This window comes from Ruminiclostridium hungatei (genome assembly GCF_002051585.1).
Taxonomy (GTDB): Bacteria; Bacillota; Clostridia; order Acetivibrionales; family DSM-1351; genus Ruminiclostridium; species Ruminiclostridium hungatei.
In genome coordinates this window covers 38194-64636 of the sequence record NZ_MZGX01000022.1, presented here as the reverse complement: position 1 = coordinate 64636, position 26443 = coordinate 38194, and the positions used below count along the sequence as shown (strand labels likewise).

Here is a 26443-nt window from a genome sequence, read left to right as displayed (position 1 = left end):
GCACCACGTTCCTCGCGTTGAAGTTTCAAACGTGCAAGTGATTTTCAGGATTTTATTTTCATTTTGTGTCGCCGTTGTCTTATGACTTGGAGGTTTAGCATGAATGTAATGCTGGGACAGGTAGTTTGTTCAAAGGCAGGGCGGGATGAAGGCAGGATTTTTATTATCAGCGGTATTGTCGACGACAAGTATGTGTTTGTCAGTGATGGTGATCTCAGAAGATTTGAAAATCCCAAGAAGAAAAAAATCAAGCATCTGGATATTACTTCAATAATTATTGAGTCTTTGACCAAAAAACTCAATGACAGCATAAAAGTTACCAATGCCGAGATTAGAAAGGCTCTTGCCGAGGTAAAAGAGAAAAGTGAGAGCGGGGAATAATTTCCGGTAAAAATTATTAATAGATAAAAATCCTATTCTGTAAATATCCCGGTATATTTCGTGGTATTTGAAGGAGAACTCTGGAGGAGGTGCAAGTTTGGCAAAAGATGATGTTATAGAAGTCGAAGGAACCGTAATTGAGGCATTACCAAATGCTATGTTCCAGGTTGAGCTTGAAAATGGCCATAAAGTTCTGGCTCATATTTCAGGTAAGTTAAGAATGAACTTTATCCGGATACTTCCCGGTGATAAAGTGACAATTGAATTGTCCCCATATGACCTTACCAGAGGAAGGATTACTTGGAGAGCAAAATAATATACCTCTACTGGTTGTGAAATGGGAAAGGTATTATTAAATATAAAAAGCAGTATTAATTAATAAGACAGGTTTGTTTCTTAATATAAGGAGGCTATTAAAATGAAAGTTAAACCATCAGTTAAGACTATATGTGAAAAGTGCAAGATCATTAAGAGAAAAGGCAGAGTTATGATAATCTGCGAAAACCCAAAGCACAAGCAGAAGCAGGGTTGATTTTGAGGTGGGCCGTTTACGGCCCATAAACGGGTGCTATGCCCGATAAGCAATACTTACTTTCGTAAAATCTCACAAGAAGCGGCTGAACAAGAGAATTTTCCCAATTCTCAATGTCAATTTATTGACTTTGTTATTCTTGATGATATTTTAAATATTTGACGATATCGCCAGGATTTGGATGCCATAGGCTGTTTGGCCTTGGGAATGGCAATAATTACAATATCTGCATCCTGCGGTGGAGAATTAGCATGCAGTACGCGAAGCAGGCTGATCATGTATTCAGGCTTCGCGTAAAAAAAGCCCGAAGGCTTTTTTACAAGAATAAGTTATGAGAAATTATTTGGAGGTGTAGGAAAAGTATGGCACGTATTGCCGGAGTAGATTTACCCAGAGAAAAAAGGGTTGAAATTGGTCTAACTTACATTTTTGGAATCGGAAGAGCTAAGTCAAATGAAATTCTCGTTAAGACTGGCATCAATCCCGACACAAGAGTTAGAGATCTGACTGACGATGAAATCAACAAACTAAGAGAAACTATCGACAGAGAATATAAGGTTGAAGGTGACCTTAGAAGAGAAGTAGCGTTGAACATCAAGCGCCTTATTGAAATAGGCTGCTACAGGGGAAGAAGACACAGAATGGGTCTTCCAGTAAGAGGTCAGCGTACAAAGACAAATGCAAGGACTAGAAAAGGCCCTTCAAAAACCGTTAGCGGTAAAAAGAAATAGTTAAAGGAGGTTTGCGAACACATGGCAACAAAGACTGCTGGTGCTAAAAGAACAACCAGAAAAAGAAGAGAACGTAAAAATATTGAACGTGGAGCAGCTCATATCCGTTCATCTTTTAATAATACAATTGTTACCTTGACAGATACTGCCGGAAATGCGCTTTCATGGGCAAGTGCAGGCGGATTGGGTTTCAGAGGTTCAAGAAAGAGTACGCCATTTGCTGCACAGATGGCTGCAGAAACGGCTGCAAAGGCTGCAATGGAACATGGACTTAAAACTGTTGAAGTATACGTAAAGGGACCTGGAGCAGGCAGAGAAGCGGCAATCAGAGCATTGCAGGCTGCTGGTTTGGAAGTTAGTCTTATAAAGGACGTTACACCAATTCCTCATAATGGCTGCAGACCACCTAAGCGTAGAAGAGTTTAATTGATTATTATGGAGGTGTAAATTTAAATGGCAAGATATACTGAAGCAGTTTGCAGACTTTGCCGCAGAGAGGGCGAGAAGCTCTTTTTAAAGGGTGAGAGATGTTATACTGACAAATGTTCTATAGCAAGAAGGGCATATGCGCCCGGACAACACGGACAGGCTAAGAAGAAGATGTCAGAATACGGTATACAACATCGTGAAAAGCAAAAGGTAAGAAGATATTACGGCATACTGGAAGGCCAGTTCAGTGAATATTTTGAAATGGCTTCAAGACGTAAGGGCATAACAGGTGAAAACTTGTTACAGATATTGGAAACAAGACTTGACAATGTTGTCTACAGACTTGGACTTGGTACTTCAAGACCGGAATCAAGACAGTTGGTAACACATGGACACTTTACTGTAAACGGAAGACGTGTAAACATACCTTCATACCTCTTAAAGGTTGGAGATGTTATAGCACTCGCTCCCAAGAGCAGAAGCTCTGAAAAGGTTAAGGCTATCAGTGATATAACTGGTGGTAAGGTAATTCCGAAGTGGCTCGAGTATGATGCAGAAAACTTCACAGGAAAAGTTGTCGCTCTTCCTGCTAGAGAAGATATTGATTTGCCGATAAAGGAACATTTGATCGTAGAGTTGTACTCCAAGTAATAATAGGTAGATGGATAATTAACTTGGAAGCAACTGAAAGGATTATTTCCACAATAATTCTCTATGAGATGTATGTTAGAATCAGTTGCCCTCAAAAAATAAAAAGTTGTTAAGGGAGGGTTTTTGGTGATAGAAATAGAAAAGCCTAGAATTGAATGTGTTGCTAATAGCGATGATAACACATACGGCAAGTTTATTGTTGAGCCTTTGGAAAGAGGCTATGGTATTACTCTCGGTAATTCCTTGAGAAGAATATTGCTTTCTTCTTTACCTGGTGCCGCTGTCAATTCCATAAAGATTGACGGAGTGTTGCATGAATTCTCCACAGTGCCGGGTGTAGTTGAGGACGTAACAGAAATAATACTTAATATTAAGGCTCTTTCTTTAAAAATGCATGGCGAAGGATCGAAGGTCATATATATTGATGCAAATGGTGAAGGACCTATCACCGCTGGTGATATCATAACAGATCAGGATGTAGAGATACTTAATCCGGATCTTCATGTTGCAACATTGAACGGCGACCACAGATTCTACATGGAACTTGTAATCAGCAAGGGCAGAGGCTATGTTGCGGCTGAAAAGAACAAGCAGCCGGGACAGCCGATTGGTGTAATACCTGTTGACTCGATTTATACTCCTGTTAAAAAGGTTAATTACACTGTGGAAAACACCCGTGTTGGTCAGATAACAGATTATGACAAGCTTACCTTGGAGGTTTGGACAGACGGAAGTATTAATCCTGACGAGGCTATAAGCCTTGGCGCCAAGATATTGAGCGAACATTTGAATCTGTTTGTGGACTTGTCAGATCAAGCTAAGCATACTGAAATTATGGTAGAAAAAGAAGAAACAAAGAAAGAAAAAGTTCTTGAGATGACAATTGAGGAACTGGATCTCTCAGTAAGATCTTACAATTGTCTCAAAAGAGCCGGCATAAATACTGTTGAGGATCTTACCAACAAGACCGAAGAGGATATGATGAAGGTAAGAAATCTCGGCAGAAAGTCTCTTGAAGAGGTTCTTCAGAAGCTCCAGGCACTTGGACTTGTATTGGCTCCAAGTGAAGAATAGTCTGCAATGCAGGCATAGCAAAGAAAAACGTAAATGTTTACCTTTGTTTCCAGAATAATTACTATGAGAAATATAAATGCATTACAAGTAAAATACAAGGTAAGGAGGGATAGGTAATGCCAGCGCAAAGAAAGTTAGGGCGTGCAACTGACCAAAGAAAGGCAATTTTAAAGAATCTTACAACAGCATTATTTGTAAGTGGCAGAATTGAAACTACTGAGGCGAGAGCCAAGGAAGTTAAAAATATTGCAGAAAAACTTATCACTATAGCGATCAAGGAAGCAGACAACTTTACTTCAAAGCAGGTAAAGATCAGTTTAGCTAAGGTTGACAGCAAAGGTGCTAAGCTTACTGACTCCAAGACATCCAAGAACGGCAACAAGTACTTGGTTATCGACAGAGAGCAGAAGACTGATATGGTATCAGTTGATAATGCATCAAGACTTCATGCAAGAAGACTTATAATGAATTGGGTTTACAGACCAACTACTGCTGATGGAAAGAACGTAAACATCACAGATAAGCTTTTTGATGAAATTGCTCCTAAGTACAAGGGCAAGAATGGTGGTTATACAAGAATATACAAGCTGGGACCAAGAAGAGGCGACGCTGCTGAAATGGTTATCCTTGAGTTGGTATAACGAGGCGGGAAAAATGTATCCATGGTCACCAACTGTGACCTTTGCCTCATTGAAACGCCGCTGATGTAATGAGATTTTTCTACAATTGAAAAATTTCATTTGAATTTAGGCGTTATAATTCAGTATAAATAATTAAACTAAAATATTAGGGATTGGACCTGTTGGCAGCAAATGTATGTCCGGCAGGTTTGGTCCCTATATTTGTATGAGTGTTGTACTGCAAAGTAATTTTATACATACTGGACTATGTGTTAATAATCTAGTGTGAAAAAAATTAATTTATTGTTTATGAATTCTCATTTAAAAGTATGCGAGTACAATATAGAGAAATGGGAAGGCTGATTAAAAGGTACTTGCTGAAAAAGTAGGTGAAACGTAAATATTTTTTCCGGCAAAGTGACAGGATGTCACTTTGATGCAGCACGCGAGACCCGGATGGGCGAGTCGCTGCGACGGAATGAAAATGTTTACGGTGAACCGTATTTTTACAGGCAAGTACTTTGTGGCAATCCATTTCTCTATATTGTACGGGAATACTTAATATGGCAGCTTGGTAAGAAATTAATTTTTTATATAAGGGATGGAAGTTACCACTGCAATATGGATTAAATTTTTTGGAGGGTTACATGAGTATATTTTTTGATGTTCAGGAAGTGAGCTTTTCATATACCACCTATGGTGAGATCCCGGTGGAGGTTCCAGCTCTTGAAGGCGTTTCCGCCAAGATAGAAAAGGGCGATTTTGTTGTTATTCTCGGACGGAACGGTTCAGGAAAATCAACCTTTTCCAGGCTTCTGAACGCACTTCTTGTCCCCAAAAAAGGTATTGTCCTGGTAGCAGGAAAGGACACAGCCCTTGAAGACAATGTTTGGGATATCAGAAGTAATGCCGGCATGGTTTTTCAGAATCCGGACAATCAGATAATTGCAACTACTGTTGAGGAAGATGTTGCTTTTGGCCCGGAAAATCTGGGTGTGGAGCCTGCAGAGATAAGGAGAAGAGTTGATGAAGCTCTGGAGACAGTGGGAATAGGCCAGTTCAAAAGGAATGCACCGCATCTTTTGTCAGGAGGACAGAAACAGAGGGTTGCCATAGCAGGAATACTGGCTATGAAGCCGGAGTGCATAATACTTGACGAGGCTACCTCAATGCTGGACCCGGTAGGCCGAAGAGAAGTAATAAAGGTACTGAAAAAACTCAACAGGGAAGAAAACATTACAATTATACACATAACACATCATATGGATGAGGCTGCAATTGCGGACAGGCTGATGATAATAGACCATGGAGAGCTTGTACTGGACGGTTCGCCCCAGGCGGTTTTCAGCAATGTGGAAAAGGTGAAGAGCCTTGGTCTGGACGTGCCGCAGGTTACAGAACTGATGTACAACCTGAAGAAACAGGGCTTTGATATCCAAAGGCTTCCACTTTCAGTAGACGAGGCTTTCGAGATAATAAAGGGTTTGGCAAGGCAGAAAAATAATCCATAAAAAAATTATATGATTGTCTGTCCATATTCTTATGATTTTATGGCCTTCCAAATGATTCGCCATTGTCTATAACATAGACGCCCATTTATCATATTTTCATTGACTTTTTCATCTATTAGCGGCTTGTTCTCAGGCAAGGTGTAATCTGGGTTACCAGGAAATGCTGTTAAAAATTTTGCAAATTCTCTATCATTGGGGAAAACGCATATTACATCATCAAAAATATTAAATTGGATATCAATAAAACCATTATCAGATAATCTTTCAGAAAGAATAGCAATGATATCAGGGTATTCAGGGCAAATACCATATATTATTCCCCCAGGACAAAGAATCCGACTATGTTTAGTAATTGAGGTTGGTCCTCTTCTACAATACACTAAGTCAAATTGTCCATCTTCAAAGGGTAATTCTGATTTTGTGGCAGCACGTACGAAATTTACATTGTCTGCTTTATAATGCTCTTTTAGTGAGTCGGCAATTTTTAATAATTCTATAGACCAATCAAATCCAACAATTCCATAGGCGTACTTTGCCATTTTTATAGTAAAATCCCCATGTCCACACCCTGCGTCCAAGGCTGATTTTGAATTACGTAATAATTGAATTAACTCTTTTTCAAAAACATCTTCGCCGGAAATTCCCTCCACAGTAAATATTGCGTTGCTTTTATATCCACCATTCTTTTTGGCTACCATGTCATACCATTCCATACCCATCTTATGGTTCACTCCTAATTTCAATTTCAGGCCGAATATATAATAGTTCTTTATTTTTTAATCGCTTTATATACCCTGATGCCTCCGCTTTTATCCATATCCTCCACATTCCCGAAAACGCTTTTCATGATGTCCTTCAAGGTTGAGCCGCCTTTATTGTGAAAGGCCACCAGCCACAGGGAGCCATTCTCGGACAAGTGTCCCCGTGCCTCTGCAATAAGCCGGGTATTCAAATCCTTACCTGCTGCAAAAGGAGGGTTTGATACAATATCGTCAAAAAATCTACCGGTAAGAGCTTCGTAAAGATTGCTGTGAATGACCTGTACTTCCAGCTTGTTTGCAGCAGCATTTTTTCTTGTATAGTCAAGAGCCCTGTTATTTATATCTATCATGGAAACCTGCTGGGACGGGAAAAGGGCTTTGAGAAACAGGCCGATTGCACCGTAGCCGCAGCCCGCGTCAAGTATGGAACTGCCGCTGGGTGTAAAGTTTTTGATAAGATTATGAGACACCTTGTCAATCCTGCCTTCAAAGGAAAAAACACCGCTTACCGACGTGAAACTCAGTTGCCTGCCATTTATGGTTTCAGAAAAGCTTTTTTCTTTAATTTCCGAATCGGGATTTTCTGTATAATAATGCTGACTCATGCTTTTGTATTACCTCCGGTGAAAAATTCCAACAGCAGGGTCCGCCTAGACGCCGCCGTGCTTTATGGCTTACTTGACTTTTGTAATAATAACTATTATTATAACACATAGGTTAAGATAAATTTTTGTATGGGAAAAATTTATTACTCTTGTGTGTTTCATAATCCATGGCAGCCGGGAAAATCCGGTGTATTTTCTTGTGGAGGGGTTTTTTTGCAGATAAATGTACTGGAATACCTGGAACAGGCAGCATATAAATATCCTGATAAGGTTGCATTAAAGGATGAAACCCAGGAGATTACCTTTTTCGGGTTAGAACTGGAAGCCAAGGCACTTGGCACTATGATAACAGATAAAACATCGGGTTCGGTAAGAAACCCGGTAATTGTTTTTGTGGACAGGACATGCTCCACAATAGTTGCTTTTATGGGTGTGCTGTACAGTGGAAACTACTATGTACCCATAGATAATCAAACTCCTCCCCAAAGACTCAGGACAATTATTTCCACACTGAAGCCAAGGCTGATCTTATGCGGGGCAAAGGATATAAGGGCCTTTGAGGGAATGGCGGATTTACCTGAAATATTGAAGACTGATGAAATACAAAATAAGGCGGATAACGAAAAATTACAGGTTGTGAGAAGCAGGCTGATTGATACCGACCCTGTATATACCATTTTTACCTCCGGTTCAACCGGGACACCCAAGGGAATCGTGGTGCCCCATAGAAATGTCATGGACCTTGCAGAATGGCTTGATGACACCTTTGGCTTTACCAACGAGGATGTCATTGGCAATCAGACACCTTTTTATTTTGACGCCTCTGTCAAGGATATATATTTATGCCTTAAAAAAGGGATTACACTGTGCATTATTCCAAAGAAGCTGTTTATGTTCCCCGTGAAGCTGGTGGAGTATCTTAATGTGAACAGGATAACAGCCATTTTGTGGGCCACTTCAGCTATTACTCTTTTGTCCAACTCGCAGATATTTAAAAAAGTGCTGCCGGAGCACCTGAACAAGGTGTTTTTTGCAGGTGAGGCAATGTTCGCAAAGCACCTCAACGGCTGGCGGAAATATCTTCCGGAGGCAGAGTATATTAATCTGTACGGTCCCACCGAAGCAACTGTTGACTGTACGTATTATATTGTAAACAGGGAGTTTGGCGACGAGGAGGTAATACCTATCGGGAATGCCTGCCGGAATATGGAGGTTATCCTGCTGGATGAGGACAGAAGACCTGTTGACGGAAACCGGCCCGGAGAGCTTTGTGTCCGAGGGACGGGTGTTGCGTTGGGCTATATAAACAGCCCGGAGCTGTCTGCGGAGGTATTCATCCAGAATCCGTTGAACACAGCCTACAGGGATATATTATACTGCACCGGAGATATAGTAAGATATAACGAGTGCGGTGAACTGGTATTCCTCTCAAGGAAGGACGGGCAGGTAAAGCACATGGGAAACCGCATTGAGCTGGGCGAAATTGAAGCGGCGGTTAATGGGGTGAACCAGGTTCAGGCCTGTGTCTGCTTTTATGATCATGAAGCGGCTAAAATAATATTGTTTTATACAGGCAGTGTTGATAAGACCGAGCTTGTAATCAAGCTCAGCCAGAGACTCCCAAAATACATGCTGCCAAACGTTATTGAGCAGTTTGAGGCTTTTCCTTATAATGCAAACGGCAAGATAGACAGAAGAAAACTTTCGGAGAAATATGCCAATGAAAAGAATTGAGGAATTTGGAGAAATAAGCAGCCTTATAGCGCCATATATGAAAAAAGGGATTATGTCCAATAACTTCATGGTCAAGGATGGGTATGAGGCTTATATCGGCGCAGGAGATTTGTATTATGAATGCAGTGATTCGACTCTGATACTGCTTTTGGACTGCAGGACACACTGGCGCATTTTCTATCATATCAAGGGCCTGGAGGCCGGAATTGTACTTCCGGCAGATAAGCCGCTTGTTATGGAGCTTGTATATAAAAATGAGAATGAGGCAGTGGTAAGTCAGCTTGACTTTTGGGGTTCCAGAGGCTTCCGGCCTTATATATACAGACAGCGTATGAATGGCATTCCTGAGAAGCTTTTACTGGAAAGTGCAGGTAAAGGGCAGCACGCAGTGAAAAATGCTGCCTGTAAGCAGGCGGGGCAGATACGGGCGATGATAGCCGAAATGTTTGACCCGTATTTGGGCTGCATTCCAAGCCTGGATGAAGTGCTGGAATATATAAATAAAGAGGAGATGCTGGTGTCGGAAGACGGCAGCGGCAGTATCCTGGGAGTTTTGCACATAGGCAGCAAGAACTCCGCAAACTTTGTCCGGCACCTTTTAGTCCATCCTGATGCGCGGGGCAAGGGTATAGCAAAAGGCCTCCTGGCTCACTTTGCAAGAAGTGTAAGCGGACAGGGGGATGGCAGAATACAGCTATGGGTGAAGAAGGACAATATAAGTGCCAGGGGGCTGTATGAATGGGCAGGCTTCAAATATGACGGCTGGCAGTCCACAGGGCTTATAAAAAATCCATAAATTTATAAAAGTTAAAGGCTATGCGGAGGAGCAAAGCCGGAAATGGAGACTCACATGGAAGAATTATTGAGAATTTTAAAGGAATTGAGACCTGATATAGATTTTAATGAAAAAAAGGCACTGATAGACGACGGAGTGCTGGATTCCTTCGACATTGTGGCTTTGGTAGGTGAAATAGGAGAAACCTTCGATGTCCAGATCGGTGTTGAGGGTCTGGTGCCTGAAAACTTCAATACCGTACAGGCAATATTGGGTTTGATTAACAGATTGAGGGACGGAGAATAAGGGTATGTCACTGTCATCAGCTTCATTTTTAATATTTCTGGTGAGCACCGTTGCCCTATATTTTCTGGTGCCTAAAAAGCTTCAATGGATGGTTTTGCTTGCTGCCAGCTATTTCTACTACTTGTCGTACGGGGTTAAGATAGTTGGTTTTCTCCTTACGACAACCTTTACTACATATGTGGGGGGCTTATTGCTGGGAGAGCTCAACAGCCGCAGGAAAATACGGGTGAAGCAGCTTGGCAGGGAGGCCTCAAGTGAAGAGAAAAAAGCTGTCTCAGACAGGTTCACCGGAAATAAAAAATGGGTGGTTGCCGGCATTCTGCTTATAAATTTCGGCATTCTGGCCGCCATAAAATATTACAATTTTGCTGCTGAAAACACCAATGTGCTTTTGGGGCTGTTTACAGACGCAAGTTTTCCCAAAGTGAATTGGCTGCTTCCTGTAGGGCTTTCTTTTTATACCTTTCAATCTGCAGGTTATGTAATAGATGTTTACAGGGCCAAGTATCCACCGGAAAGGAACTTTTTTAAATTCGCCCTTTTTGTATCATTCTTTCCCCAGATCATACAGGGGCCCATCAGCCGCTTCGACCAGCTGGCCCATCAACTGTATGAGTCCCACGCCTTTAGCTTTGACCGCTTGAAATACGGCCTCCAGCTCATGATGTGGGGTTTCTTCAAGAAACTGGTGGTGGCGGACAGAACTGCGGTTATAGTTAGTAATGTTTTTGGAAATTATCAAAAATACTCCGGTGCTGAAATCGCCTTTGGAGTATTTATGTATTGTATACAGATATATTGTGACTTCTCAGGGGGCATAGACATTATCAGGGGTATTGCTCAGATACTGGGCATTGATATGATAGAGAATTTCCAGCGCCCCTATTTCGCAACCTCTCTGTCGGATTTCTGGAGAAGATGGCATATAAGCCTGGGGGCATGGATGAGAGATTACCTTTTTTATCCCCTGTCCTTGTCCAAGCCCTTCGGAAAGCTGGGCAAGTATGCCAGAAAGAAGCTTAAGGGCAATCTTGGGAAGATACTGCCTGTTTCACTGGTTACCTTTATAGTATTCTTTACAATAGGCATCTGGCATGGAGCCAGTTGGAAATATATAGCCTTCGGAATCTGGAACGGCGGGATAATCACCTTTTCGGTAATTAATGCCCCGGTTTATGAAAAGGCGTTGAAAAGGCTCCATATTAACCCCGAAAGTACCTGCTGGAAGCTGTTTCAAATATTAAGGACCACCGTATTGGTGTTTATAGGCAGGTATTTCACACGGGGGGAAGACCTTATGACTGCGCTGCGAATGCTGAAGCGTACGGTTTTGCATTTCGACTTGAGGAATTTGGCGGGAAATGTATTGTCCCTGGGGCTGGGAGCCTTTGATCTGCTGGTAATCCTTGTGTGCTGTACGGTTATACTGGGAATTGGCTATCTGAAAGAAAGAGGTGTCCACATCAGAAAGACCCTGGAGGAGAGGAACATGCTGGTTCAATGGCTGGTATTGCTGGCCGGACTTGCGGTTATTGCTTTCCTGGGCATATACAGGGAAGGCTATATAGCTTCCGAGTTTATATATAAGCAATTTTAAGGAGAAAGCAATGTCATCAAAAAAATGGTTTGTAATGTTTATAATTACGGTGCTGCTTCTGACTTTGGGAGTGGCAGGTATGAATATATTGGTGGACCCCTTCGGAGCATTTGGTGATAAGGTAATGCAGTGGTATACCTATGATTTTACAAAGAATCCAAGGGTGGCAAAGATAGCCTATATGGATCAGCACAAGGAAGAATATGATTCCTTCATAGTAGGCAGTTCCTCCACCTCTTCCTTTCCTGTGGAGCAGCTTGACAGATATATGAATGCCAGGTTCTATAACCTGTTCATGTATGGGGCGGACATGTATGATGTCAAGCAGACCACCCAGTATATCATTAATAACTACAAGGTTAAAAATCTTGTGCTGAACCTTGGTTTTATAAATGCCATGAGATACAAGGTTGAGTCGGACCCTTACACAGGAAGCCTGCATTACAAGACAGAGCAATCCTCTCAGTTTGATTTTCTTAAAAAATATCTTTTTGCCAATCCCAGCTATTCTCTGGAAAAGCTTCGGGCATACAAAAATGACAGTTATCTTCAAAACAAATACAAGGTTTTTGAGGTTGGCACAGGGGCATATGACAAGTCCTCAAGAGATGTTGAAAATATTCAGGCCATGCCGGACTACCTTGAAAAATACCCTGTTTTCAAGTCCTATCCAAAGGACAGGCACAACCTGGGGAGCATTGATGAGCTTATAGAAGACACCAAACTGATAAAAGCCCTTTGTGACAAGAACAATATAAATCTCCTTGTACTCTTTCCTCCCATGTATAATGAGTATGTTCAGAATTTCAGTCCCCAGCAGTTGACGGAGGTTTATACCCGACTGGCTGAAGTAACTGATTTCTGGGATTTCTCAACAAATTCCCTCACCTCGGACTGCCGTTTTTTTTATGACAGCACCCATTTCAGAAATGCAATGGGAAAGATGGCCCTTGCAAGGATTTTCGGAGATAATGAAATATATGTGCCTGAGGATATAGGCGTATATGTTACGTCACAAAATGCGGCGGAACAGGCTGCGGCCATGTCCAGGCCAATAAGTATGGATGATGAAAGCTATACAAAAAAAGTTCCGGTACTGATGTACCATGATATTGCCCCTAAGTCCACCGGGCCGCTTGTTATTTCCACACAGCAGTTTGAGGCTCAGCTAAAGGCCCTTGCCGGGGACGGATATACGGGGGTGTCCATCCAGCAGTTGCTGGATTATGTGGAAAAGGGGAGTGAGCTGCCTGAAAAGCCGGTGGTAATTACCTTTGATGACGGGTATCTCAGCAATTATGAACTGGCCTACCCACTATTGAAGAAGTATAATATGAAGGCCACAATATTTGTTATAGGCTCCTCAGTGGGCAAGGACAGGTATAAGGACACCCAGAATCCCATAACCCCTCATTTCAGCTACGGGCAGGCACAGGAAATGCTGAAATCCGGCATTGTAGACATACAGAGCCATACCTATGATATGCACCAATGGGCGCCTTTTGAAGAGGGAAAGGGAGAGGGAAAGGCCCGGACAAGCATAACACGGCTTGAGGGGGAAGCAGAGGACGCTTTTATTGACAACCTTCAGAAGGACATTTCACTCTCCAGGAAGAACATATTGGAGGAAACCGGAAACAAGGTCATGGCCCTGGCTTATCCTCTGGGGAAATACAGCGAGGTATCCGAGGTGGTACTGAGCAGGCTGGGCATTAAAGCCACATTTACCACAAAGGCCGGTACAAATACCCTTATAAAGGGGCTGCCCCAGTCACTGAGAGCAATGAACCGCTTCGGGATTACAGAGGACATTTCGCCGGAGGAACTTCTTGAGAGAATAAAGTGATTGACTGCTTACTTTTTTCATTCACTAAATATACCTGGTTGTGGTAATATTAATTATCAAGAAGCAATCAGTCTGACTTGAGTTTACTAAATTAGAAAGCCGGGAGTGCAATATGCCTATCAACATAGAAGGTTTGTCGTTTACCTATTCCAACGGCGGTCCTTTTGAGAAAAAAGCATTAAATGATATTAATTTAAATATAGAAGACGGAGAATTTATCGGAATCATCGGGCACACAGGTTCAGGCAAGTCGACGCTTATACAGCATTTCAACGGTATACTGAAACCTACGGGAGGACGTATTTCTGTAAATGGCATCGACACCAGGCAAAGAGACCTGAAAGTGCTGAGGCGCCAGGTGGGTATTGTTTTTCAATATCCCGAGCACCAGTTGTTCGAGGATACGGTAAAAAAGGATATTTCCTTTGGTTTGCTGAAGCTGGGACTGTCCGAGGAGGAAACTGCACAGCGGGTGCTGGCGGCACTGCAGTCGGTAGGTCTTGACCAGAGCATTCTTGAGAAATCTCCCTTTGAGCTTTCGGGGGGGCAGAAACGCAGGGTTGCAATAGCCGGAGTAGTTGCCATGATGCCCAAAATACTTGTGCTGGATGAGCCCACTGCAGGGCTGGACCCCAGCGGCAGGGACGAAATATTCGGCTATATCAAGAAGCTTCATAAGGACTTCAATATGACCATAATACTGGTGTCTCACAGCATGGAGGATATAGCAAGACTGGCGGAGAGGGTCATTGTAATGAACCAGGGTACGATTTTTATGGATAAGCCCTCGGCACAGGTGTATAATCAGCCTCAGGAACTTGAAAAAATAGGGCTCTCGGCTCCGCAGATAACCTATCTGATGAAAAGGCTGAAGGCCATAATACCCCACATCGATGAAAATATATTTACTGTAGAAGCGGCACTTAAGGAGCTTCAGAAGCATTTGAAGGCATAGTGCCGGGCTTTCATGGTTTTGACCGCGGCTGCGGCTCTGGGAGGAAAAAATGATACGAGATATAACAATTGGACAGTATGTGCCGGGGGATTCCATGCTTCACAAATCCGACCCCCGTACAAAAATCATACTGACCTTTGTAATGATGATATTCATATTTATGATAAACACCTATTGGGGATATCTGATGCTGACGCTTTTTACGGCATTGACCGTTGTGACTTCGAATATTCCTGTCAAATTTGTACTTAAAGGTTTAAAACCGGTTATATTCATTGTGATTTTTGCAGGAGTAATCAATATGTTTACCATAGGAGGCAGGACCATTTTTGAGTGGGGCTTCCTGAGAATGACCTATGAGGGTGTGGATACAGCCATTAAAATGGCTATACGGCTTTTCCTGCTGATTATCATTGCAAGCCTTCTGACCTATACCACCACACCCATAGCCCTGACCGACGGAATCGAAAAGCTTCTGGGCCCGCTGAAAAGGCTCAGGGTGCCTGTGCATGAGATAGCCATGATGATGACAATTGCTCTGAGATTCATTCCTACCCTTCTGGAGGAGACAGACAAGATAATAAAGGCGCAATCCTCAAGGGGTGCTGATTTTGACAGCGGAAACCTTATAGAGCGTGCCAAAAGCTTTATTCCAGTACTAATTCCCCTGTTTATAAGCGCATTCCGCAGGGCGGACGAGCTGGCAACGGCAATGGAAGCCAGGTGCTACAGAGGCAGTGAGGGCAGGACAAGGATGAAGCAGCTCAGCCTGACAAGGTATGATTTCGTTGCAACAGCCATAACCGTGGTCTTTATGGCCTGGGTGCTGGTAATGCAGTACATGGTATGGTAGTGGGTGGCATTGCAGTGCTTGGTATTGCTGTGGTTGGCGCTGCAGTACATGCTTTTGCTGCGGGTGCCTCTGCGGTAAAGGTTATAGAAGGCTGCTCTTTTCAGTTGCAGTGAAGTGTGAGAAATGTAAAAATGACAGGTGGAAAATGCGAAATATTAAACTGACCATAGAATATGAAGGAACAAATTATCACGGCTGGCAGGTTCAGAAAAATGCCGTCACCGTGCAGGAATGTATTGAAAAGGCACTTTCACGGCTTCTTGGGGAGAAAACCGGCGTGGTGGGCTGCAGCAGGACCGATGTGGGCGTGCATGCCTACGGTCAGGTTGCGCATTTTTTCACAGCTTCGGCAATCCCCGGGGAAAAGTTTTCCTATGCCCTGAACAATCTGCTGCCTGCGGATATTGTAATACAGAAATCGGAGGAGGAGCCTGAAAACTTTCACGCCAGATATTCCTCCAAAGGGAAACGGTATAGATATCTCATCTGCAATACCGCACACCAGTCTGCTTTAATGCGAAACAGGGCCTGTCATGTGAGGCCGGAGCTGGATTTTGAGCAAATGAGAAAAGCTGCGGAGCATTTTGAGGGAGAGCATGATTTCGCAGCTTTTCAGGCTACGGGAGGTCAAGTCCGCAGCACTGTACGGGAGATTTACAGCATGGCGGTTAAAAGAAGGGAAGACAGTCTCATAGAGCTTGAGGTCACAGGCAGCGGATTTTTGTACAACATGGTGAGAATAATTGCGGGAACTTTGATATATGTGGGAATGGGGAAGCTGGCCGAAAGCGATGTACCGGGAATTATCCGCGGGCTTGACAGGACGAAGGCGGGGAAGACAGCTCCGGCGCAGGGGTTGTATCTGATGGAGATATATTATTGAACAGCCTGCAAAAAAAGGTTCTCCTGTGAAGAAGTTTTAGCCGTTATTCAAGATATGCGGGCAAATTGGGGAAAATAAGCCCACAGGTATAAAATAATGGCATAATGCTAAGCATTACGCCCAATATCGTCTGTTTTATACTTAATAAGAAAAAATGAATTGAAAAACGATTATATGAGAGATATGGAGATATATCGAGAAAAATCGAGAGATAATGAGAGATAAATTAAAATCTCGGTAATTTATACTTGACATAGTTAGAAGTGTATATTAAAATGTTCTAGTGTCCAAGGACTTGAAAAATGAATAAGGAATTTTTATCAGGATTTCAGCAAATTATCAAGACCTCGAAACGGTTATAATTGAAAACCGTCACATATACGGTGAACACTGTTTGACATAGACAGTACAGATTTTTAAGGAGGTAGTATTAGGAAATGAAAACTTTCATGGCAAAAGCGGAACAGATTGAAAGAAAATGGTACATTATTGATGCTGAAGGTAAGCCGCTTGGAAGATTGGCAAGTGAAGTTGCCGCTATTCTAAGAGGAAAAAATAAGCCGATATTCACACCACATGTTGATACTGGCGATCATGTAATAGTACTGAATGCAGAAAAAGTTCTTTTGACAGGTAAAAAACTTGATCAGAAGCTTTACAGAACTCACTCACTTCATCCAGGCGGATTGAAGGAAGTCAAATACAAGCATTTGATGGAAAAGCACCCTGAAAGAGCTGTTGAAGTGGCGATTAAGGGAATGCTTCCTAAGAACAGTCTTGGAAGACAAATGTTCAGAAAGCTCAAAGTTTACAGAGGAACTGAACACAACCATCAGGCGCAGAAGCCTGAAGTACTTGACTTAAATATTTAATGGAGGGAGGACAAAATAATGGCAAAAGTATATTACTATGGTACAGGACGTAGAAAGAAATCAGTAGCAAGAGTAAGACTTGTTCCTGGTGAAGGCAAGATTCTTATAAATGACAGATCATTGGATGATTACTTTGGATTGGATACTTTGAAGGTTATAGTTAAACAACCATTAACCCTCACAGATACAGTGGCAAAGTTTGATGTTATATGCAAGGTTATCGGCGGAGGTTTCACCGGTCAGGCCGGCGCAATCAGACACGGAATAGCAAGAGCTCTCTTAAAGGCTGACGAAGAACTCAGACCGGCTCTTAAGAAAGCAGGCTTCCTCACAAGAGACCCAAGAATGAAGGAAAGAAAGAAATACGGTCTCAAGAAGGCAAGAAGAGCACCACAGTTCTCAAAGAGATAATATTCTTAACAAATACAAAACCCTCAAACGGTATAGTTTGGGGGTTTTATTATTTTCAAAATCTTATAAGGGCCAATAAAAGTTGGTGGATAATAGGCGTACAATAGACAAATATAAACCTATTTTTTAATTAATCTTTCATCGACACCGGCTGCAGTAAGCTGATGCAGTTTCTGAAGCAGAGACTAATTCGGAGCCATGTTTCACAATGTTTATAGTAATAGTACTGTCATTAAAAAAATAGCTTTATTTCTATGCCATGTATTGCTAAAATTAAAGATAAAAGAACTAGGAGTGTTATCATGGGACGTAAAATAGAATATTCTGATGAAGATTTAATCCCTCATGGGGATGGAGAATTACCCAGTAATATAAATATACCCAATAAAGCAATGTGGATTGGAATTGTATTCAACCTATTACCAAGCCTATTTTGCTTATTTTTAGCGTTATATTTTTCATTTGCCACTATACTGGATAAAAACATGGTTTGGGACTTTTCCAATAGGCTTCCTGGCATTATTATTTTTGGTATTCTTGCGTTATTGGGTTTTTGGATTACATACCGTTATTTTAAAAGAGATATAACCATAAAGAAAGAATTAAGAAAAAATAGAAACTAAAAACTAAATACTATTAGCTTAATGAATTAAGAGGATTACCCAGTAAATGGTAGTCCTCTTTTATATATCAAAAAATCGAAGGAAGCAGGGGTAACCCCAGCTATTTTGTTCCCAGAGCACAAATATGCTTGCTGTTTTCAAACAATTGGACTATTCTGAAGCCGCTGTCCCGCAGCAAATCTTTTGTAAGCTTTGCAGTGTTATACTCCTTCATGTGATATTCAATTTTATACTTCTCTGCCACAAGGACAAATTGCCCGCCCGGTGTCAGTTTATTATGTATTTCCCGGACAGCCTGCAAAATATGGGGCCAATGATAATGAGATTGAAAGGTGACTATTGCATCGAAAAAAGCATTTTCAAAAGGAAGCTCCAAAACAGATGCCTTCTCAATGGTGACAATACCTCTATTTATCAGCCGCTGGTTATATTGGGTGGATAGGGCCACTGCCTCAGGGGACAGATCGATTCCATAAACATGCTCAAACTTGCCGCTTTCGGCAAGCAGCCGAATTGCACTGCCTCCGCCGCAACTTACATCCAGCACGTTTTTTCCGGATTTGAGCTTCGATATTCCCCAAAGTGTCAGCCCCTTATGAGCGTTATTCATAATTTTCAACATCAATCTGCCGATAAAACCGTCCGGAAGACGACTTTGTTCAATCAAATTCTGCAAAAGTCCCATGATAGCTCCTTATATGAACGCAATTTATTTTCTGTTACAATTGTAGCTGAGCTAATTTTACTATACTCTGAACCACAAAACAACAGATGCTGCCCCGGTAGGGAGGCTGAGATTACTGAAATGCTGAACTACTGAAGTTCTGAACTACCTTAATTACCATAACATAAAAGTCAGAAGGCTATTTTTCAAAGTCTGAAAACATTTTCTTTGAAGCTGTGCCTGCCAGGTACAGCAGGATTGCTGTAGGTATTAAAACCCAAAATACCCTGTTGTGCAGCAGGTCAAGCAGGATACCATATACCATTTGTCCCAGGGGCTGTGCGCACAGTGTAATGGTTGCTGCATAGGACATGACTTTTCCCAGAAGCTCGTTGGGCGTCTTTTGCTGTATGATGGACAACCCGAATACCGAGAAAATCGTGGCTGGAAATTGTGCCAATACGAAGGATAGAATAATTGAGCCATATGAAACCATAGTGGGAGCCTTGAGCAAAAAGGCCAGGCCTGCGGGAAGCAGGCTGATTCCCAGTGCGGCAAGCAGTAAATACAGCTTTGAATTTTTAAATTTGCCAACAAGCAAGCCTGCCGCAATACTTCCCGCGATGGAAGCAGCTCCAAGTGCGCTTTCAGCCGCCCCGTAAAAGGTTGCGTCCAAGCCGAGGACATTTCGTATCATAAAGGGCATTCCCACTGTCGCAAGACTTGCAATAAAAAAGCTGATAATGGCAATTAGCAGCAAAAGCTTTAAGATATTTGGTTGTTCCTTTGTCATAAACCTCATGCTTGCTGAAAAGTCGTTTTTAATGATAGTGAAAATGTTGTTTTTCATACTGGAGGGTGTATGCTCCAATTTTATAAAGCACTCAAATAAAGCGGTTATAAAGAAACACACCACACTTGCTATTATAATCGGGTATAGTCCAAATATTGAATAGAAAACACTGCCCAGGATGGGAGCTGCTAATCCAGCCAAAGCTGACACCTGATAAACCGCGGCGTTTGCACGAATGACATTATCGCCTTCCTGCAACTGGGGAACACAGGCCGTTGCAGCAGGAGACTCAAAAGCCGCCAGGATGGACAGGATAACCATGATTGCTCCAATGGCTGTGACAACATTACTATCAGAAAGAATAAAAACAAAAGACAGTACCGACAGTCCGGATATAAAATCCAGTGCAACCATAATATTTCGCCGGTTTACCCTGTCTGCCAATATGCCGCCAAGGGGGGAGAGCAAGATTGTGGGAACGATTGAAATTGCCAGAAGGCTTGCAAAAATTGTGGCGGAGCCCGTGACCTCCAAAATGTACATGGATAATGCAAATCTAAGGATGGTATTACCGAAAAGGGAGCTTATCTGTCCAAAAAGCAATAATGTGAAGCTGCGGTTAAATAATTTTGAATTCATAGGATTTCCTCTCTTTTATACATTCGGTATGAATGTAAATGGTTAAATAAAAATTGCCTGATGGCAATTTTATTCCGGCAAGCTCTGCCGACATAACTCGATTATGTGGTCATCCAAAACAGGCATGCCCATTTTATCGGTAATTTCTTTGACAAACAGAAGCCGCTGCCAGCTTTCCTCTGCCGTACCGGGGTATATTGTGGGTATCATCCAGAAATTAGTAAGCAATACAAACACCTGGGCAAGCAGTTTTGCCTGTTCCGATTTTATTGAGCCATCCCGTATGCCCTCCTCAATTAATTCCTGGTACATAGGGGCTACCGTATCACGGTTATCGTCAATAAGAACCTTCAAAAAATTAGGACTGCCCAGCAACTGCATTGCTTCTATACTGATTTGGCGATGGTCACTGTTGTCGTCCAGTGATTGCAGGAACATTGATTTTATCTTTTCAAGTCCTGTCAAGTCCTTCTGCCTTTTTACCTTTTCAAATGGATTGTCGTCATAGAATAACTTCGTGGTCAACGCGTCCATTACTTCCTCTTTGGATTTAAAATGATGATAAAAAGCGCCTTTTGTCAGACCGCCCAGTTCACTTACAATATCCTGTATGGTTGTTTGCTCATAACCCTTTTTTAAAAAAAGTCTCATGGCTGCTTCCAGTATTTTTGCCTGCGTTTCTTCCGGATATTTGTTGCGTGCCATCCGCTGTTACCCTCCTTAAACAATATACATTCTATGAGTATGTATTGTATTATAGGGGCTAAGGCATATTTTGTCAAGTATACATTCACAGAGTATGAAATATGAACACATAATTCTCTGGCAACAAATTTCTGACAGCAATAAAAGCTACCCGTGTCACAGGCAGTAATTTTTAACTTTTCCTTCAAAATGTTATTTGGAGATATATTAATATTTTCTTTATAAAAGTAAACATATTTTGTAAAGGCTTTATATTTGTAAAGAAAAGGGGTATAATAATTTAAAGGAAGGTGATTAAATGGCAATTCATTATACAAAGCTTTTTAAACTGCTCTCGGAAAAAAACATTTCCAAAACTGAATTACAAAAACGTATAGGTATGTCTTCCACCACAATGGCGAAGCTTTCCAAAAATGAAAATGTATCAATAAAAATTATTGAAGATATCTGCAAGGTTTTGAATTGCCAGCCGGGTGATATAATGGAGATGGAAAACAGGATTGACAATCCGCTGCTTGAGCAGCTCAGGGAAGAGAAGGCAATGAAGCTCAAAGGCGGTATATATCATCAGACCCAAATAAAATTGGCATATAACTCCAATCGCATTGAGGGGAGCAAACTTTCAGAGGATCAGACAAGATATATTTACGAAACCAATTCCATTGTTACAGAAAAGGATGAAACAGCGTCTATTGATGATATTGTGGAGACCATAAATCATTTTCAGTGCTTTGATTATATGCTGGAAACGGCAGACCGGGAATTGTCGGAGGCTATTATCAAGGAATTCCACAGAATATTGAAAAGCAATACTTCGGACAGCCGGAAAGAATGGTTTAATGTGGGCGATTACAAAAAAAAGCCTAACATGACAGGTAACAGAAAGACAGCGGCGCCCTCCAAGGTAAAGGGTGAGATGGCTAAATTGCTCATTGATTACAGCCAGCTTCAGAAAGTAACCTTTGAAGATATTATTGAATTCCATTACAGTTTTGAAGCTGTTCATCCCTTCCAGGATGGAAATGGAAGGGTGGGGCGGATGATTATTTTTAAAGAGTGTCTGAGAAATGGGATAGCACCTTTTATTATTGACGAAGAGCATAAGCTGTTCTATTACCGGGGGCTGAAGGAGTTCGGGGAAGAGAGGGGATATCTGCTGGATACATGTTATTCGGCCCAGGATAGATATAAGGAACTTATGAGCTATTTTACGTAAGGAGTAGAGGGGCAGGAGACTTTAAAGACCATATTTTATGTGTTTGATTGTATATTTAAGATTATTCATTTTTGATATAATATATTGATTTTTTACACATAACACAAATATACCTGTCCTTTTATACTAATACATTTAAATCGGATAGAAAACAGGTGTAATTGTAAAGTAAAAAACAAACAAATCTGTTGATGTTTTTTTAAAAAAGTGTTATAATTTATAACATAAATGCATATAATATTGATATTAGGATGCATGGAGGAGTGATGAAATGTTTACGAGTGTTAAAATAAAAAATTACAAATCACTTATTAATTTAGAGGTAGATTTGTCTGCAAAAAAGAAAGAAGCTAAACCTCTTATTATTATTTATGGAGAAAATGGAGTAGGTAAATCAAACTTTTCAACTGTATTTTATACATTGTGTGAATCGTTGCGTACAATGTCAATAAAAACAGCATTACAAAAATTATTGGATGGCCATGATGATTCGCAGGATATAATGTCTAATGAGGGTCTTAGAATGTTTATCTCTAAAAATTTAAGTGATACAGAAGCAATAATCAGGAGTTGCAAGACTATTAATACGAATGAAAATATGTCGCTTGAATTTGAATTTGTAATAAACAACAGAAGTGGGAAGTATTTGATTGAATATGATAATAGCAAAGTAGTTCATGAAAAGCTAGAATACGTTTTAAACAAAAACAGGAATGTATTTTTTGAAATCCTTGAAAATAAAATAACAATTAATGAAAAGATATTTAATGATAATACCTATTATAAAGAATTTTATAATTTGCTAGAGAAATATAATGGAAAGCATACTTTTTTATCTATGCTCGTGTTTGAAATTGAAGATAAAGCAGAGGGGTATGTTAGGGGAAAAATTAATAAACGTCTTTATGACGTTATTGCTTCATTTATGTCCATGTCTATCCGGGTAAAATCAGGGTTTCGTTCAGAAAGAGGCAATATGGGTATCAGTCATAGAATGTTAGGTGTTCTTGATAATGGAACAATAAGTATAGCAGAAGAAAATGAATTAAACAATGCGGAAAGAATGGTAAATGAGTTCTTCACATTGGCATACTCTGATATTAAGGAAGCTTATTACAAAAGAGAAGTAGTAGATGAAAATATAAAATATAGTTTGTTTTTCAAAAAATTAATATATGGAAAAATTGTTGATGTTGATTATGAATTGGAATCTACGGGAACGCAATATCTATTGAGAATAATACCCTTTTTATTAATGAGTGTTGAAGGGGAAACCGTCATTATTGATGAGCTGGATACCGGTATCCATGATTTGCTGGTTAATAATATTTTATGTAATCTTATTGATTCAATCAAAGGTCAATTAATAATCACTACTCACAATACTATGCTTTTGGAATCGGATATTGATGCAGAGTATATTTATACGTTTGTTGTCGACAAAGATGCAAACAAGGAATTGGTTCCAATTGTTAAATTTGAAGATAGAGTGCACCCAAATTTAAATTATCGCAATAGATATCTAAAAGGAATGTATGGAGGAGTACCAGTCACTAGAGATCTTGATTTTGAAGAATTGCTAGATATGATGGAGTAGGGGGGCAGATATGGTAAAATCAAAACCCTGCTATTTAAAAGCTGTAGTCATCGTTCATGGAAAATCAGAAAAGCAGATATGTGATTACATCAAGTCTAACTTGAGGTTAAAAATGGAGGTGGTAAGTGAGAAAAAGGGAGAAAAATCAATACAAATAAATAGTTTAAAAAATATTTTAAATGATTCAAGATTTAGGTCATTTAATGACTTTATAACTCACTTTGATGATGCCGAAATAGTGTATATCAATAAGAAAAAGAAGTTATCTCCTGATTTCAAGATTTTTATAATTATGGATACAGATGATTGTACAGACAAAAGAAAGTCAGAATATATAAGTAAATCAATGTTTAAAGATCATTGGGCATATGATTATATTGTTCCAATATATGATACTCCAGATTTGGAATCTGTATTAGTAAAAGCAAAAATTCCATTTGAAAAGAAGGGTGTTGAACGAAAGAAAGAATATATTAAGATTTTCCCGACGAATAGCAAATATACTATAAGCGAGGCCTCGGAACTTAATAATTTCTGTAGTAATTTAAAGAAAGTAAAGGAAACAAATATGGATGAATTTGTTGAGTTCTGCCTAGGAAAAGTATAAAAGTAAATATATGTACACTACATAACAATTATCTAAAGCTGCTTGACATCCGGCAGCTTTTCTTATACATTAAAATTGAACAATGTTCAAAAAGGAGAAAATATGAAATCAGAACAGACAAAAGAAAAAATCATTGAAAATACAATTAAACTTATCCGGGAGTATGACGGGGACACTGAAAAGATAACCATCCGTAGAATAGCAGAGCAGGCCGGGGTTGGCACCGGACTTGTAAATCACTATTTCGGTCAGAAGGACACGCTGATTGAAATATGCGTACAGAGGATTATAAGCAATGTAATCCATTCCTTCCGCCCGGAAGATATACAGAGCAATTCGCCTGTGGAGAGGACAAAGTACACTGCAGGGCAGGTCATGGATTTTCTTATGGAAAACCGGCAGATTTCAAAGGTATCCATTTTAAATGACTTGAACTTTCCCCAGGCAATGGATAATACCATGAGGTCGGCTGCAGGCTTTGAACGCGGTCTGTCAGGAGAAGAACCCGGCGGGAAGGCCAAATTGGAGGCCTTCGCCATAACCGTAATAATGCAGGCTGCCTTCTTGCGGAAGGATGTATTCAAAGAGAGTATGGGAATAGATTTTTATTGCAAAAAAGAAAGAGATGCTTTTCTGGGAGAAATAATTGAAAAAATCTGTGGAGGTAGGAGTATATGAAATATCTGATACTAAACGGAAGCACCCGCCGGGGGAATACGTGGAAGATAGCCGGGCTGGCCAGGGAGAGGCTGCTGGAAAGGGATGCTGCGGCGGTTTTTGAGGAAATTCACCTTTCAGAACTGCAGCTTCCCTTTTGTATAGGCTGCAGCAATTGTTTCAGACTTGGAGGACAATACTGCCCTCATTGGGAAAAGCTCATCAGGGTTTTAAATGCATTTGACGGTGCGGACGGTATTATTGTGGCATCTGCCACCTTCAATCTCAGGGAAACCGGAATGCTGAAAAATCTTTTAGACCATATGTGCTACCTGCTGCACAGACCCAGATTCTTCACAAGAAAGGCCCTGGTAATCACTTCGGTGGGAGGGGTGGGCGGAGGCAGTGCCGCCAAGAGCATTGCAGGCACGCTCCTGGGAATTGGCTTCAACCGCTGCTATAGGCTGAGCCTCGGCACAGCCAGTTGGAATGCCTATGCCCCTGGAGAAAAGCATAAGAGCCGTATTAAAAAAGCCACGGACAGATTCTATAAGGATGTGGCAAGTGGAAAAATACATTATCCCTCCACAAGTATTTTGATACCCTATAATTTATTCAGGGGTATGGGCGTAAACTATGCGCCTGGAACAGAATATGAAACAGAGGATGGCATTTACTGGATTGAGCCCCGGAGACAAAAGAGGGCATATGACACTGACATACCTCTCACCATAATCCAGAAGGCTGTAGGAGGCATATTTTATGTTCTGGGAAAAACTTTTGGGAAACGAAGTATTGTCACATACAAAAAATCACTGGAAATAACAGGGCTTCCGTCAGAACGTATTGATATGTAAATTAAAACTCACAATACTTCACCTGCAACTTGGTAATTGATATCCGCAACTTGGCCTTTGTGCACTTGAAAGCAAAAAGCCCCGCGGATATTATATAGATGAATGGAGGTCGGCAAATGAAGATAAACATTCGGACCGACAACAGTGTAAAAGACACCGAAATAAACATTACCTGCAACCGTCTGACGCCAGAAATTGAAAGGCTGGTTTCTCTGATAAGGGTCATGGACCTGCAGCTTACCGGGGAGAAGAACGGGCATATACATATTCTGGACACTGGCAGTATCCTGTATATGGACACTGTGGACAAGAAGACATTTTTTTATACAAAGACAGATGTATACGAGTCCGCACTGCGCCTATACGAATTGGAGCAGCAGTTGAGCGGCACTGAATTTTTCAGGGCGAACAAATCCTGCATCGTGAATTTTGCCCAGATAAAGGCTTTGAAATCAGACCTGGACGGAAGAATACTGCTGACCATGAGCAACAATGAAAAGCTCTATGTTTCCAGGCAGTATGCACCATTTGTAAAAAAGAAGCTGGGGGTGAAGTGAT

The 26443-nt window shown here is 41.0% G+C and carries 31 protein-coding genes; 26 read left to right on the top strand and 5 right to left on the bottom strand.

The features are described 5' to 3' along the window. The first annotated feature begins 99 nt into the window (after positions 1-99). The 9 genes from CLHUN_RS15695 (at position 100) to CLHUN_RS15655 (ending at position 5929) form a co-directional block, all read left to right on the top strand. The gene (locus tag CLHUN_RS15695; RefSeq protein ID WP_080065577.1) at positions 100-381 is read left to right on the top strand and encodes a KOW domain-containing RNA-binding protein; all 282 of its coding nucleotides are present in this window, start codon (positions 100-102) and stop codon (positions 379-381) included. Positions 382-478: 97 nt separating this feature from the next. Further along, positions 479-697, top strand: coding sequence for a translation initiation factor IF-1 (gene infA, locus CLHUN_RS15690; protein WP_080065576.1), 219 nt, complete (start codon positions 479-481; stop codon positions 695-697). Positions 698-799: 102 nt separating this feature from the next. Beyond that, positions 800-913: a 50S ribosomal protein L36 gene (gene rpmJ / locus CLHUN_RS15685; protein ID WP_080065575.1), complete on the top strand. Its 114-nt coding sequence runs from the start codon at positions 800-802 to the stop codon at positions 911-913. A 362-nt stretch (positions 914-1275) separates the two neighbouring features. Then, positions 1276-1644, top strand: a complete 369-nt coding sequence (rpsM, locus tag CLHUN_RS15680) for a 30S ribosomal protein S13 (RefSeq protein ID WP_080065574.1) — start codon at positions 1276-1278, stop codon at positions 1642-1644. Positions 1645-1665: 21 nt separating this feature from the next. Beyond that, positions 1666-2070, top strand: coding sequence for a 30S ribosomal protein S11 (gene rpsK, locus CLHUN_RS15675; RefSeq protein WP_004620814.1), 405 nt, complete (start codon positions 1666-1668; stop codon positions 2068-2070). 27 nt (positions 2071-2097) lie between these two features. Continuing rightward, the gene (rpsD, locus tag CLHUN_RS15670; RefSeq protein ID WP_080065573.1) at positions 2098-2724 is read left to right on the top strand and encodes a 30S ribosomal protein S4; all 627 of its coding nucleotides are present in this window, start codon (positions 2098-2100) and stop codon (positions 2722-2724) included. Between the two features lie 126 nt (positions 2725-2850). Further along, positions 2851-3798: a DNA-directed RNA polymerase subunit alpha gene (locus CLHUN_RS15665; RefSeq protein ID WP_080065572.1), complete on the top strand. Its 948-nt coding sequence runs from the start codon at positions 2851-2853 to the stop codon at positions 3796-3798. 116 nt (positions 3799-3914) lie between these two features. Then, a complete protein-coding gene (locus CLHUN_RS15660) occupies positions 3915-4439 on the top strand; it encodes a bL17 family ribosomal protein (protein WP_080065571.1) in 525 nt (174 codons plus the stop codon). A 626-nt stretch (positions 4440-5065) separates the two neighbouring features. Next, positions 5066-5929, top strand: a complete 864-nt coding sequence (locus CLHUN_RS15655) for an energy-coupling factor transporter ATPase (protein WP_080065570.1) — start codon at positions 5066-5068, stop codon at positions 5927-5929. Between the two features lie 29 nt (positions 5930-5958). On the opposite strand, the gene CLHUN_RS15650 is transcribed toward CLHUN_RS15655, so the two are convergent. Beyond that, positions 5959-6648 carry a class I SAM-dependent methyltransferase gene (locus CLHUN_RS15650; RefSeq protein WP_080065569.1) on the bottom strand — a complete coding sequence of 230 codons (690 nt, stop codon included), beginning with the start codon at positions 6646-6648 and terminating at the stop codon, positions 5959-5961. A gap of 50 nt (positions 6649-6698) precedes the next feature. Continuing rightward, positions 6699-7295 (bottom strand): class I SAM-dependent methyltransferase, encoded by a 597-nt coding sequence (locus CLHUN_RS15645; protein WP_080065568.1) that lies wholly within the window; start codon positions 7293-7295, stop codon positions 6699-6701. 213 nt (positions 7296-7508) lie between these two features. On the opposite strand from CLHUN_RS15645, the gene CLHUN_RS15640 reads away from it, so the two are divergent. The 11 genes from CLHUN_RS15640 to CLHUN_RS15590 all read left to right on the top strand — a co-directional run bounded on the left by CLHUN_RS15640 (position 7509) and on the right by CLHUN_RS15590 (position 18150). Beyond that, a complete protein-coding gene (locus tag CLHUN_RS15640; protein WP_165755774.1) occupies positions 7509-9029 on the top strand; it encodes an amino acid adenylation domain-containing protein in 1521 nt (506 codons plus the stop codon). After that, positions 9016-9825, top strand: a complete 810-nt coding sequence (locus CLHUN_RS15635; protein ID WP_165755773.1) for a GNAT family N-acetyltransferase — start codon at positions 9016-9018, stop codon at positions 9823-9825. Before CLHUN_RS15640 ends, CLHUN_RS15635 begins: the two co-directional genes overlap by 14 nt. A gap of 54 nt (positions 9826-9879) precedes the next feature. Continuing rightward, positions 9880-10110 (top strand): acyl carrier protein, encoded by a 231-nt coding sequence (locus CLHUN_RS15630; protein WP_080065565.1) that lies wholly within the window; start codon positions 9880-9882, stop codon positions 10108-10110. A 4-nt stretch (positions 10111-10114) separates the two neighbouring features. Further along, positions 10115-11707: an MBOAT family O-acyltransferase gene (locus CLHUN_RS15625; RefSeq protein WP_080065564.1), complete on the top strand. Its 1593-nt coding sequence runs from the start codon at positions 10115-10117 to the stop codon at positions 11705-11707. Between the two features lie 10 nt (positions 11708-11717). Beyond that, on the top strand, positions 11718-13553 hold the full coding sequence (locus tag CLHUN_RS15620; RefSeq protein ID WP_080065563.1) for a polysaccharide deacetylase family protein: 1836 nt from the start codon (positions 11718-11720) through the stop codon (positions 13551-13553). Between the two features lie 112 nt (positions 13554-13665). Further along, the gene (locus tag CLHUN_RS15615) at positions 13666-14508 is read left to right on the top strand and encodes an energy-coupling factor transporter ATPase (RefSeq protein ID WP_080065562.1); all 843 of its coding nucleotides are present in this window, start codon (positions 13666-13668) and stop codon (positions 14506-14508) included. Positions 14509-14557: 49 nt separating this feature from the next. Then, a complete protein-coding gene (locus CLHUN_RS15610) occupies positions 14558-15361 on the top strand; it encodes an energy-coupling factor transporter transmembrane component T family protein (protein ID WP_080065561.1) in 804 nt (267 codons plus the stop codon). A 145-nt stretch (positions 15362-15506) separates the two neighbouring features. Then, positions 15507-16244, top strand: coding sequence for a tRNA pseudouridine(38-40) synthase TruA (truA, locus tag CLHUN_RS15605; RefSeq protein ID WP_080065560.1), 738 nt, complete (start codon positions 15507-15509; stop codon positions 16242-16244). Positions 16245-16681: 437 nt separating this feature from the next. Beyond that, a complete protein-coding gene (gene rplM, locus CLHUN_RS15600; RefSeq protein ID WP_080065559.1) occupies positions 16682-17116 on the top strand; it encodes a 50S ribosomal protein L13 in 435 nt (144 codons plus the stop codon). Positions 17117-17134: 18 nt separating this feature from the next. Next, positions 17135-17527, top strand: coding sequence for a 30S ribosomal protein S9 (gene rpsI / locus CLHUN_RS15595; RefSeq protein ID WP_080065558.1), 393 nt, complete (start codon positions 17135-17137; stop codon positions 17525-17527). A gap of 302 nt (positions 17528-17829) precedes the next feature. After that, positions 17830-18150, top strand: a complete 321-nt coding sequence (locus CLHUN_RS15590) for a hypothetical protein (RefSeq protein WP_080065557.1) — start codon at positions 17830-17832, stop codon at positions 18148-18150. A 100-nt stretch (positions 18151-18250) separates the two neighbouring features. On the opposite strand, the gene CLHUN_RS15585 is transcribed toward CLHUN_RS15590, so the two are convergent. From CLHUN_RS15585 to CLHUN_RS15575, 3 genes are all read right to left on the bottom strand, one after another. After that, complete coding sequence (locus CLHUN_RS15585; protein ID WP_080065556.1) at positions 18251-18835, bottom strand: class I SAM-dependent methyltransferase; 585 nt, start codon at positions 18833-18835, stop codon at positions 18251-18253. A gap of 178 nt (positions 18836-19013) precedes the next feature. Beyond that, complete coding sequence (locus tag CLHUN_RS15580; RefSeq protein ID WP_080065555.1) at positions 19014-20246, bottom strand: MFS transporter; 1233 nt, start codon at positions 20244-20246, stop codon at positions 19014-19016. 69 nt (positions 20247-20315) lie between these two features. Next, entirely contained in the window at positions 20316-20951 is a 636-nt protein-coding gene (locus CLHUN_RS15575) for a TetR/AcrR family transcriptional regulator (protein ID WP_080065554.1), read from the bottom strand. Between the two features lie 298 nt (positions 20952-21249). Here CLHUN_RS15575 and CLHUN_RS15570 point away from each other — a divergent pair, with 298 nt between their 5' ends. From CLHUN_RS15570 to CLHUN_RS15545, 6 genes are all read left to right on the top strand, one after another. Then, entirely contained in the window at positions 21250-22167 is a 918-nt protein-coding gene (locus CLHUN_RS15570) for a helix-turn-helix domain-containing protein (protein WP_080065553.1), read from the top strand. 271 nt (positions 22168-22438) lie between these two features. Beyond that, positions 22439-23764, top strand: a complete 1326-nt coding sequence (locus tag CLHUN_RS15565) for an AAA family ATPase (RefSeq protein ID WP_080065552.1) — start codon at positions 22439-22441, stop codon at positions 23762-23764. Positions 23765-23774: 10 nt separating this feature from the next. Further along, positions 23775-24371: a hypothetical protein gene (locus tag CLHUN_RS15560; RefSeq protein WP_080065551.1), complete on the top strand. Its 597-nt coding sequence runs from the start codon at positions 23775-23777 to the stop codon at positions 24369-24371. Positions 24372-24473: 102 nt separating this feature from the next. Then, positions 24474-25049 (top strand): TetR/AcrR family transcriptional regulator, encoded by a 576-nt coding sequence (locus CLHUN_RS15555; RefSeq protein WP_080065550.1) that lies wholly within the window; start codon positions 24474-24476, stop codon positions 25047-25049. Beyond that, positions 25046-25885 carry a flavodoxin family protein gene (locus tag CLHUN_RS15550; RefSeq protein WP_080065549.1) on the top strand — a complete coding sequence of 280 codons (840 nt, stop codon included), beginning with the start codon at positions 25046-25048 and terminating at the stop codon, positions 25883-25885. Before CLHUN_RS15555 ends, CLHUN_RS15550 begins: the two co-directional genes overlap by 4 nt. A 116-nt stretch (positions 25886-26001) precedes the next feature. Continuing rightward, positions 26002-26442 (top strand): LytTR family DNA-binding domain-containing protein, encoded by a 441-nt coding sequence (locus CLHUN_RS15545; protein ID WP_080065548.1) that lies wholly within the window; start codon positions 26002-26004, stop codon positions 26440-26442. Position 26443 lies beyond the last annotated feature (1 nt).

Excerpts from the sequence above, each read along its gene's own strand:
- CLHUN_RS15560 (WP_080065551.1), top strand. The coding sequence starts at position 23,775 with ATGGTAAAATCAAAACCCTGCTATTTAAAAGCTGTAGTCATCGTTCAT.
- CLHUN_RS15615 (WP_080065562.1), top strand. The coding sequence starts at position 13,666 with ATGCCTATCAACATAGAAGGTTTGTCGTTTACCTATTCCAACGGCGGT.
- CLHUN_RS15635 (WP_165755773.1), top strand. The coding sequence starts at position 9,016 with ATGAAAAGAATTGAGGAATTTGGAGAAATAAGCAGCCTTATAGCGCCA.
- rpsD (WP_080065573.1), top strand. The coding sequence starts at position 2,098 with ATGGCAAGATATACTGAAGCAGTTTGCAGACTTTGCCGCAGAGAGGGC.
- CLHUN_RS15650 (WP_080065569.1), bottom strand. The coding sequence starts at position 6,648 with ATGGGTATGGAATGGTATGACATGGTAGCCAAAAAGAATGGTGGATAT.
- rpmJ (WP_080065575.1), top strand. The coding sequence starts at position 800 with ATGAAAGTTAAACCATCAGTTAAGACTATATGTGAAAAGTGCAAGATC.
- CLHUN_RS15695 (WP_080065577.1), top strand. The coding sequence starts at position 100 with ATGAATGTAATGCTGGGACAGGTAGTTTGTTCAAAGGCAGGGCGGGAT.
- CLHUN_RS15570 (WP_080065553.1), top strand. The coding sequence starts at position 21,250 with ATGGCAATTCATTATACAAAGCTTTTTAAACTGCTCTCGGAAAAAAAC.
- CLHUN_RS15550 (WP_080065549.1), top strand. The coding sequence starts at position 25,046 with ATGAAATATCTGATACTAAACGGAAGCACCCGCCGGGGGAATACGTGG.
- rpsK (WP_004620814.1), top strand. The coding sequence starts at position 1,666 with ATGGCAACAAAGACTGCTGGTGCTAAAAGAACAACCAGAAAAAGAAGA.
- CLHUN_RS15660 (WP_080065571.1), top strand. The coding sequence starts at position 3,915 with ATGCCAGCGCAAAGAAAGTTAGGGCGTGCAACTGACCAAAGAAAGGCA.
- CLHUN_RS15580 (WP_080065555.1), bottom strand. The coding sequence starts at position 20,246 with ATGAATTCAAAATTATTTAACCGCAGCTTCACATTATTGCTTTTTGGA.
- CLHUN_RS15565 (WP_080065552.1), top strand. The coding sequence starts at position 22,439 with ATGTTTACGAGTGTTAAAATAAAAAATTACAAATCACTTATTAATTTA.
- CLHUN_RS15610 (WP_080065561.1), top strand. The coding sequence starts at position 14,558 with ATGATACGAGATATAACAATTGGACAGTATGTGCCGGGGGATTCCATG.
- CLHUN_RS15645 (WP_080065568.1), bottom strand. The coding sequence starts at position 7,295 with ATGAGTCAGCATTATTATACAGAAAATCCCGATTCGGAAATTAAAGAA.
- CLHUN_RS15585 (WP_080065556.1), bottom strand. The coding sequence starts at position 18,835 with ATGGGACTTTTGCAGAATTTGATTGAACAAAGTCGTCTTCCGGACGGT.
- CLHUN_RS15590 (WP_080065557.1), top strand. The coding sequence starts at position 17,830 with ATGGGACGTAAAATAGAATATTCTGATGAAGATTTAATCCCTCATGGG.
- rpsM (WP_080065574.1), top strand. The coding sequence starts at position 1,276 with ATGGCACGTATTGCCGGAGTAGATTTACCCAGAGAAAAAAGGGTTGAA.
- rpsI (WP_080065558.1), top strand. The coding sequence starts at position 17,135 with ATGGCAAAAGTATATTACTATGGTACAGGACGTAGAAAGAAATCAGTA.
- truA (WP_080065560.1), top strand. The coding sequence starts at position 15,507 with ATGCGAAATATTAAACTGACCATAGAATATGAAGGAACAAATTATCAC.
- rplM (WP_080065559.1), top strand. The coding sequence starts at position 16,682 with ATGAAAACTTTCATGGCAAAAGCGGAACAGATTGAAAGAAAATGGTAC.
- CLHUN_RS15620 (WP_080065563.1), top strand. The coding sequence starts at position 11,718 with ATGTCATCAAAAAAATGGTTTGTAATGTTTATAATTACGGTGCTGCTT.
- CLHUN_RS15545 (WP_080065548.1), top strand. The coding sequence starts at position 26,002 with ATGAAGATAAACATTCGGACCGACAACAGTGTAAAAGACACCGAAATA.
- CLHUN_RS15655 (WP_080065570.1), top strand. The coding sequence starts at position 5,066 with ATGAGTATATTTTTTGATGTTCAGGAAGTGAGCTTTTCATATACCACC.
- CLHUN_RS15575 (WP_080065554.1), bottom strand. The coding sequence starts at position 20,951 with ATGGCACGCAACAAATATCCGGAAGAAACGCAGGCAAAAATACTGGAA.
- CLHUN_RS15630 (WP_080065565.1), top strand. The coding sequence starts at position 9,880 with ATGGAAGAATTATTGAGAATTTTAAAGGAATTGAGACCTGATATAGAT.
- CLHUN_RS15625 (WP_080065564.1), top strand. The coding sequence starts at position 10,115 with ATGTCACTGTCATCAGCTTCATTTTTAATATTTCTGGTGAGCACCGTT.
- CLHUN_RS15555 (WP_080065550.1), top strand. The coding sequence starts at position 24,474 with ATGAAATCAGAACAGACAAAAGAAAAAATCATTGAAAATACAATTAAA.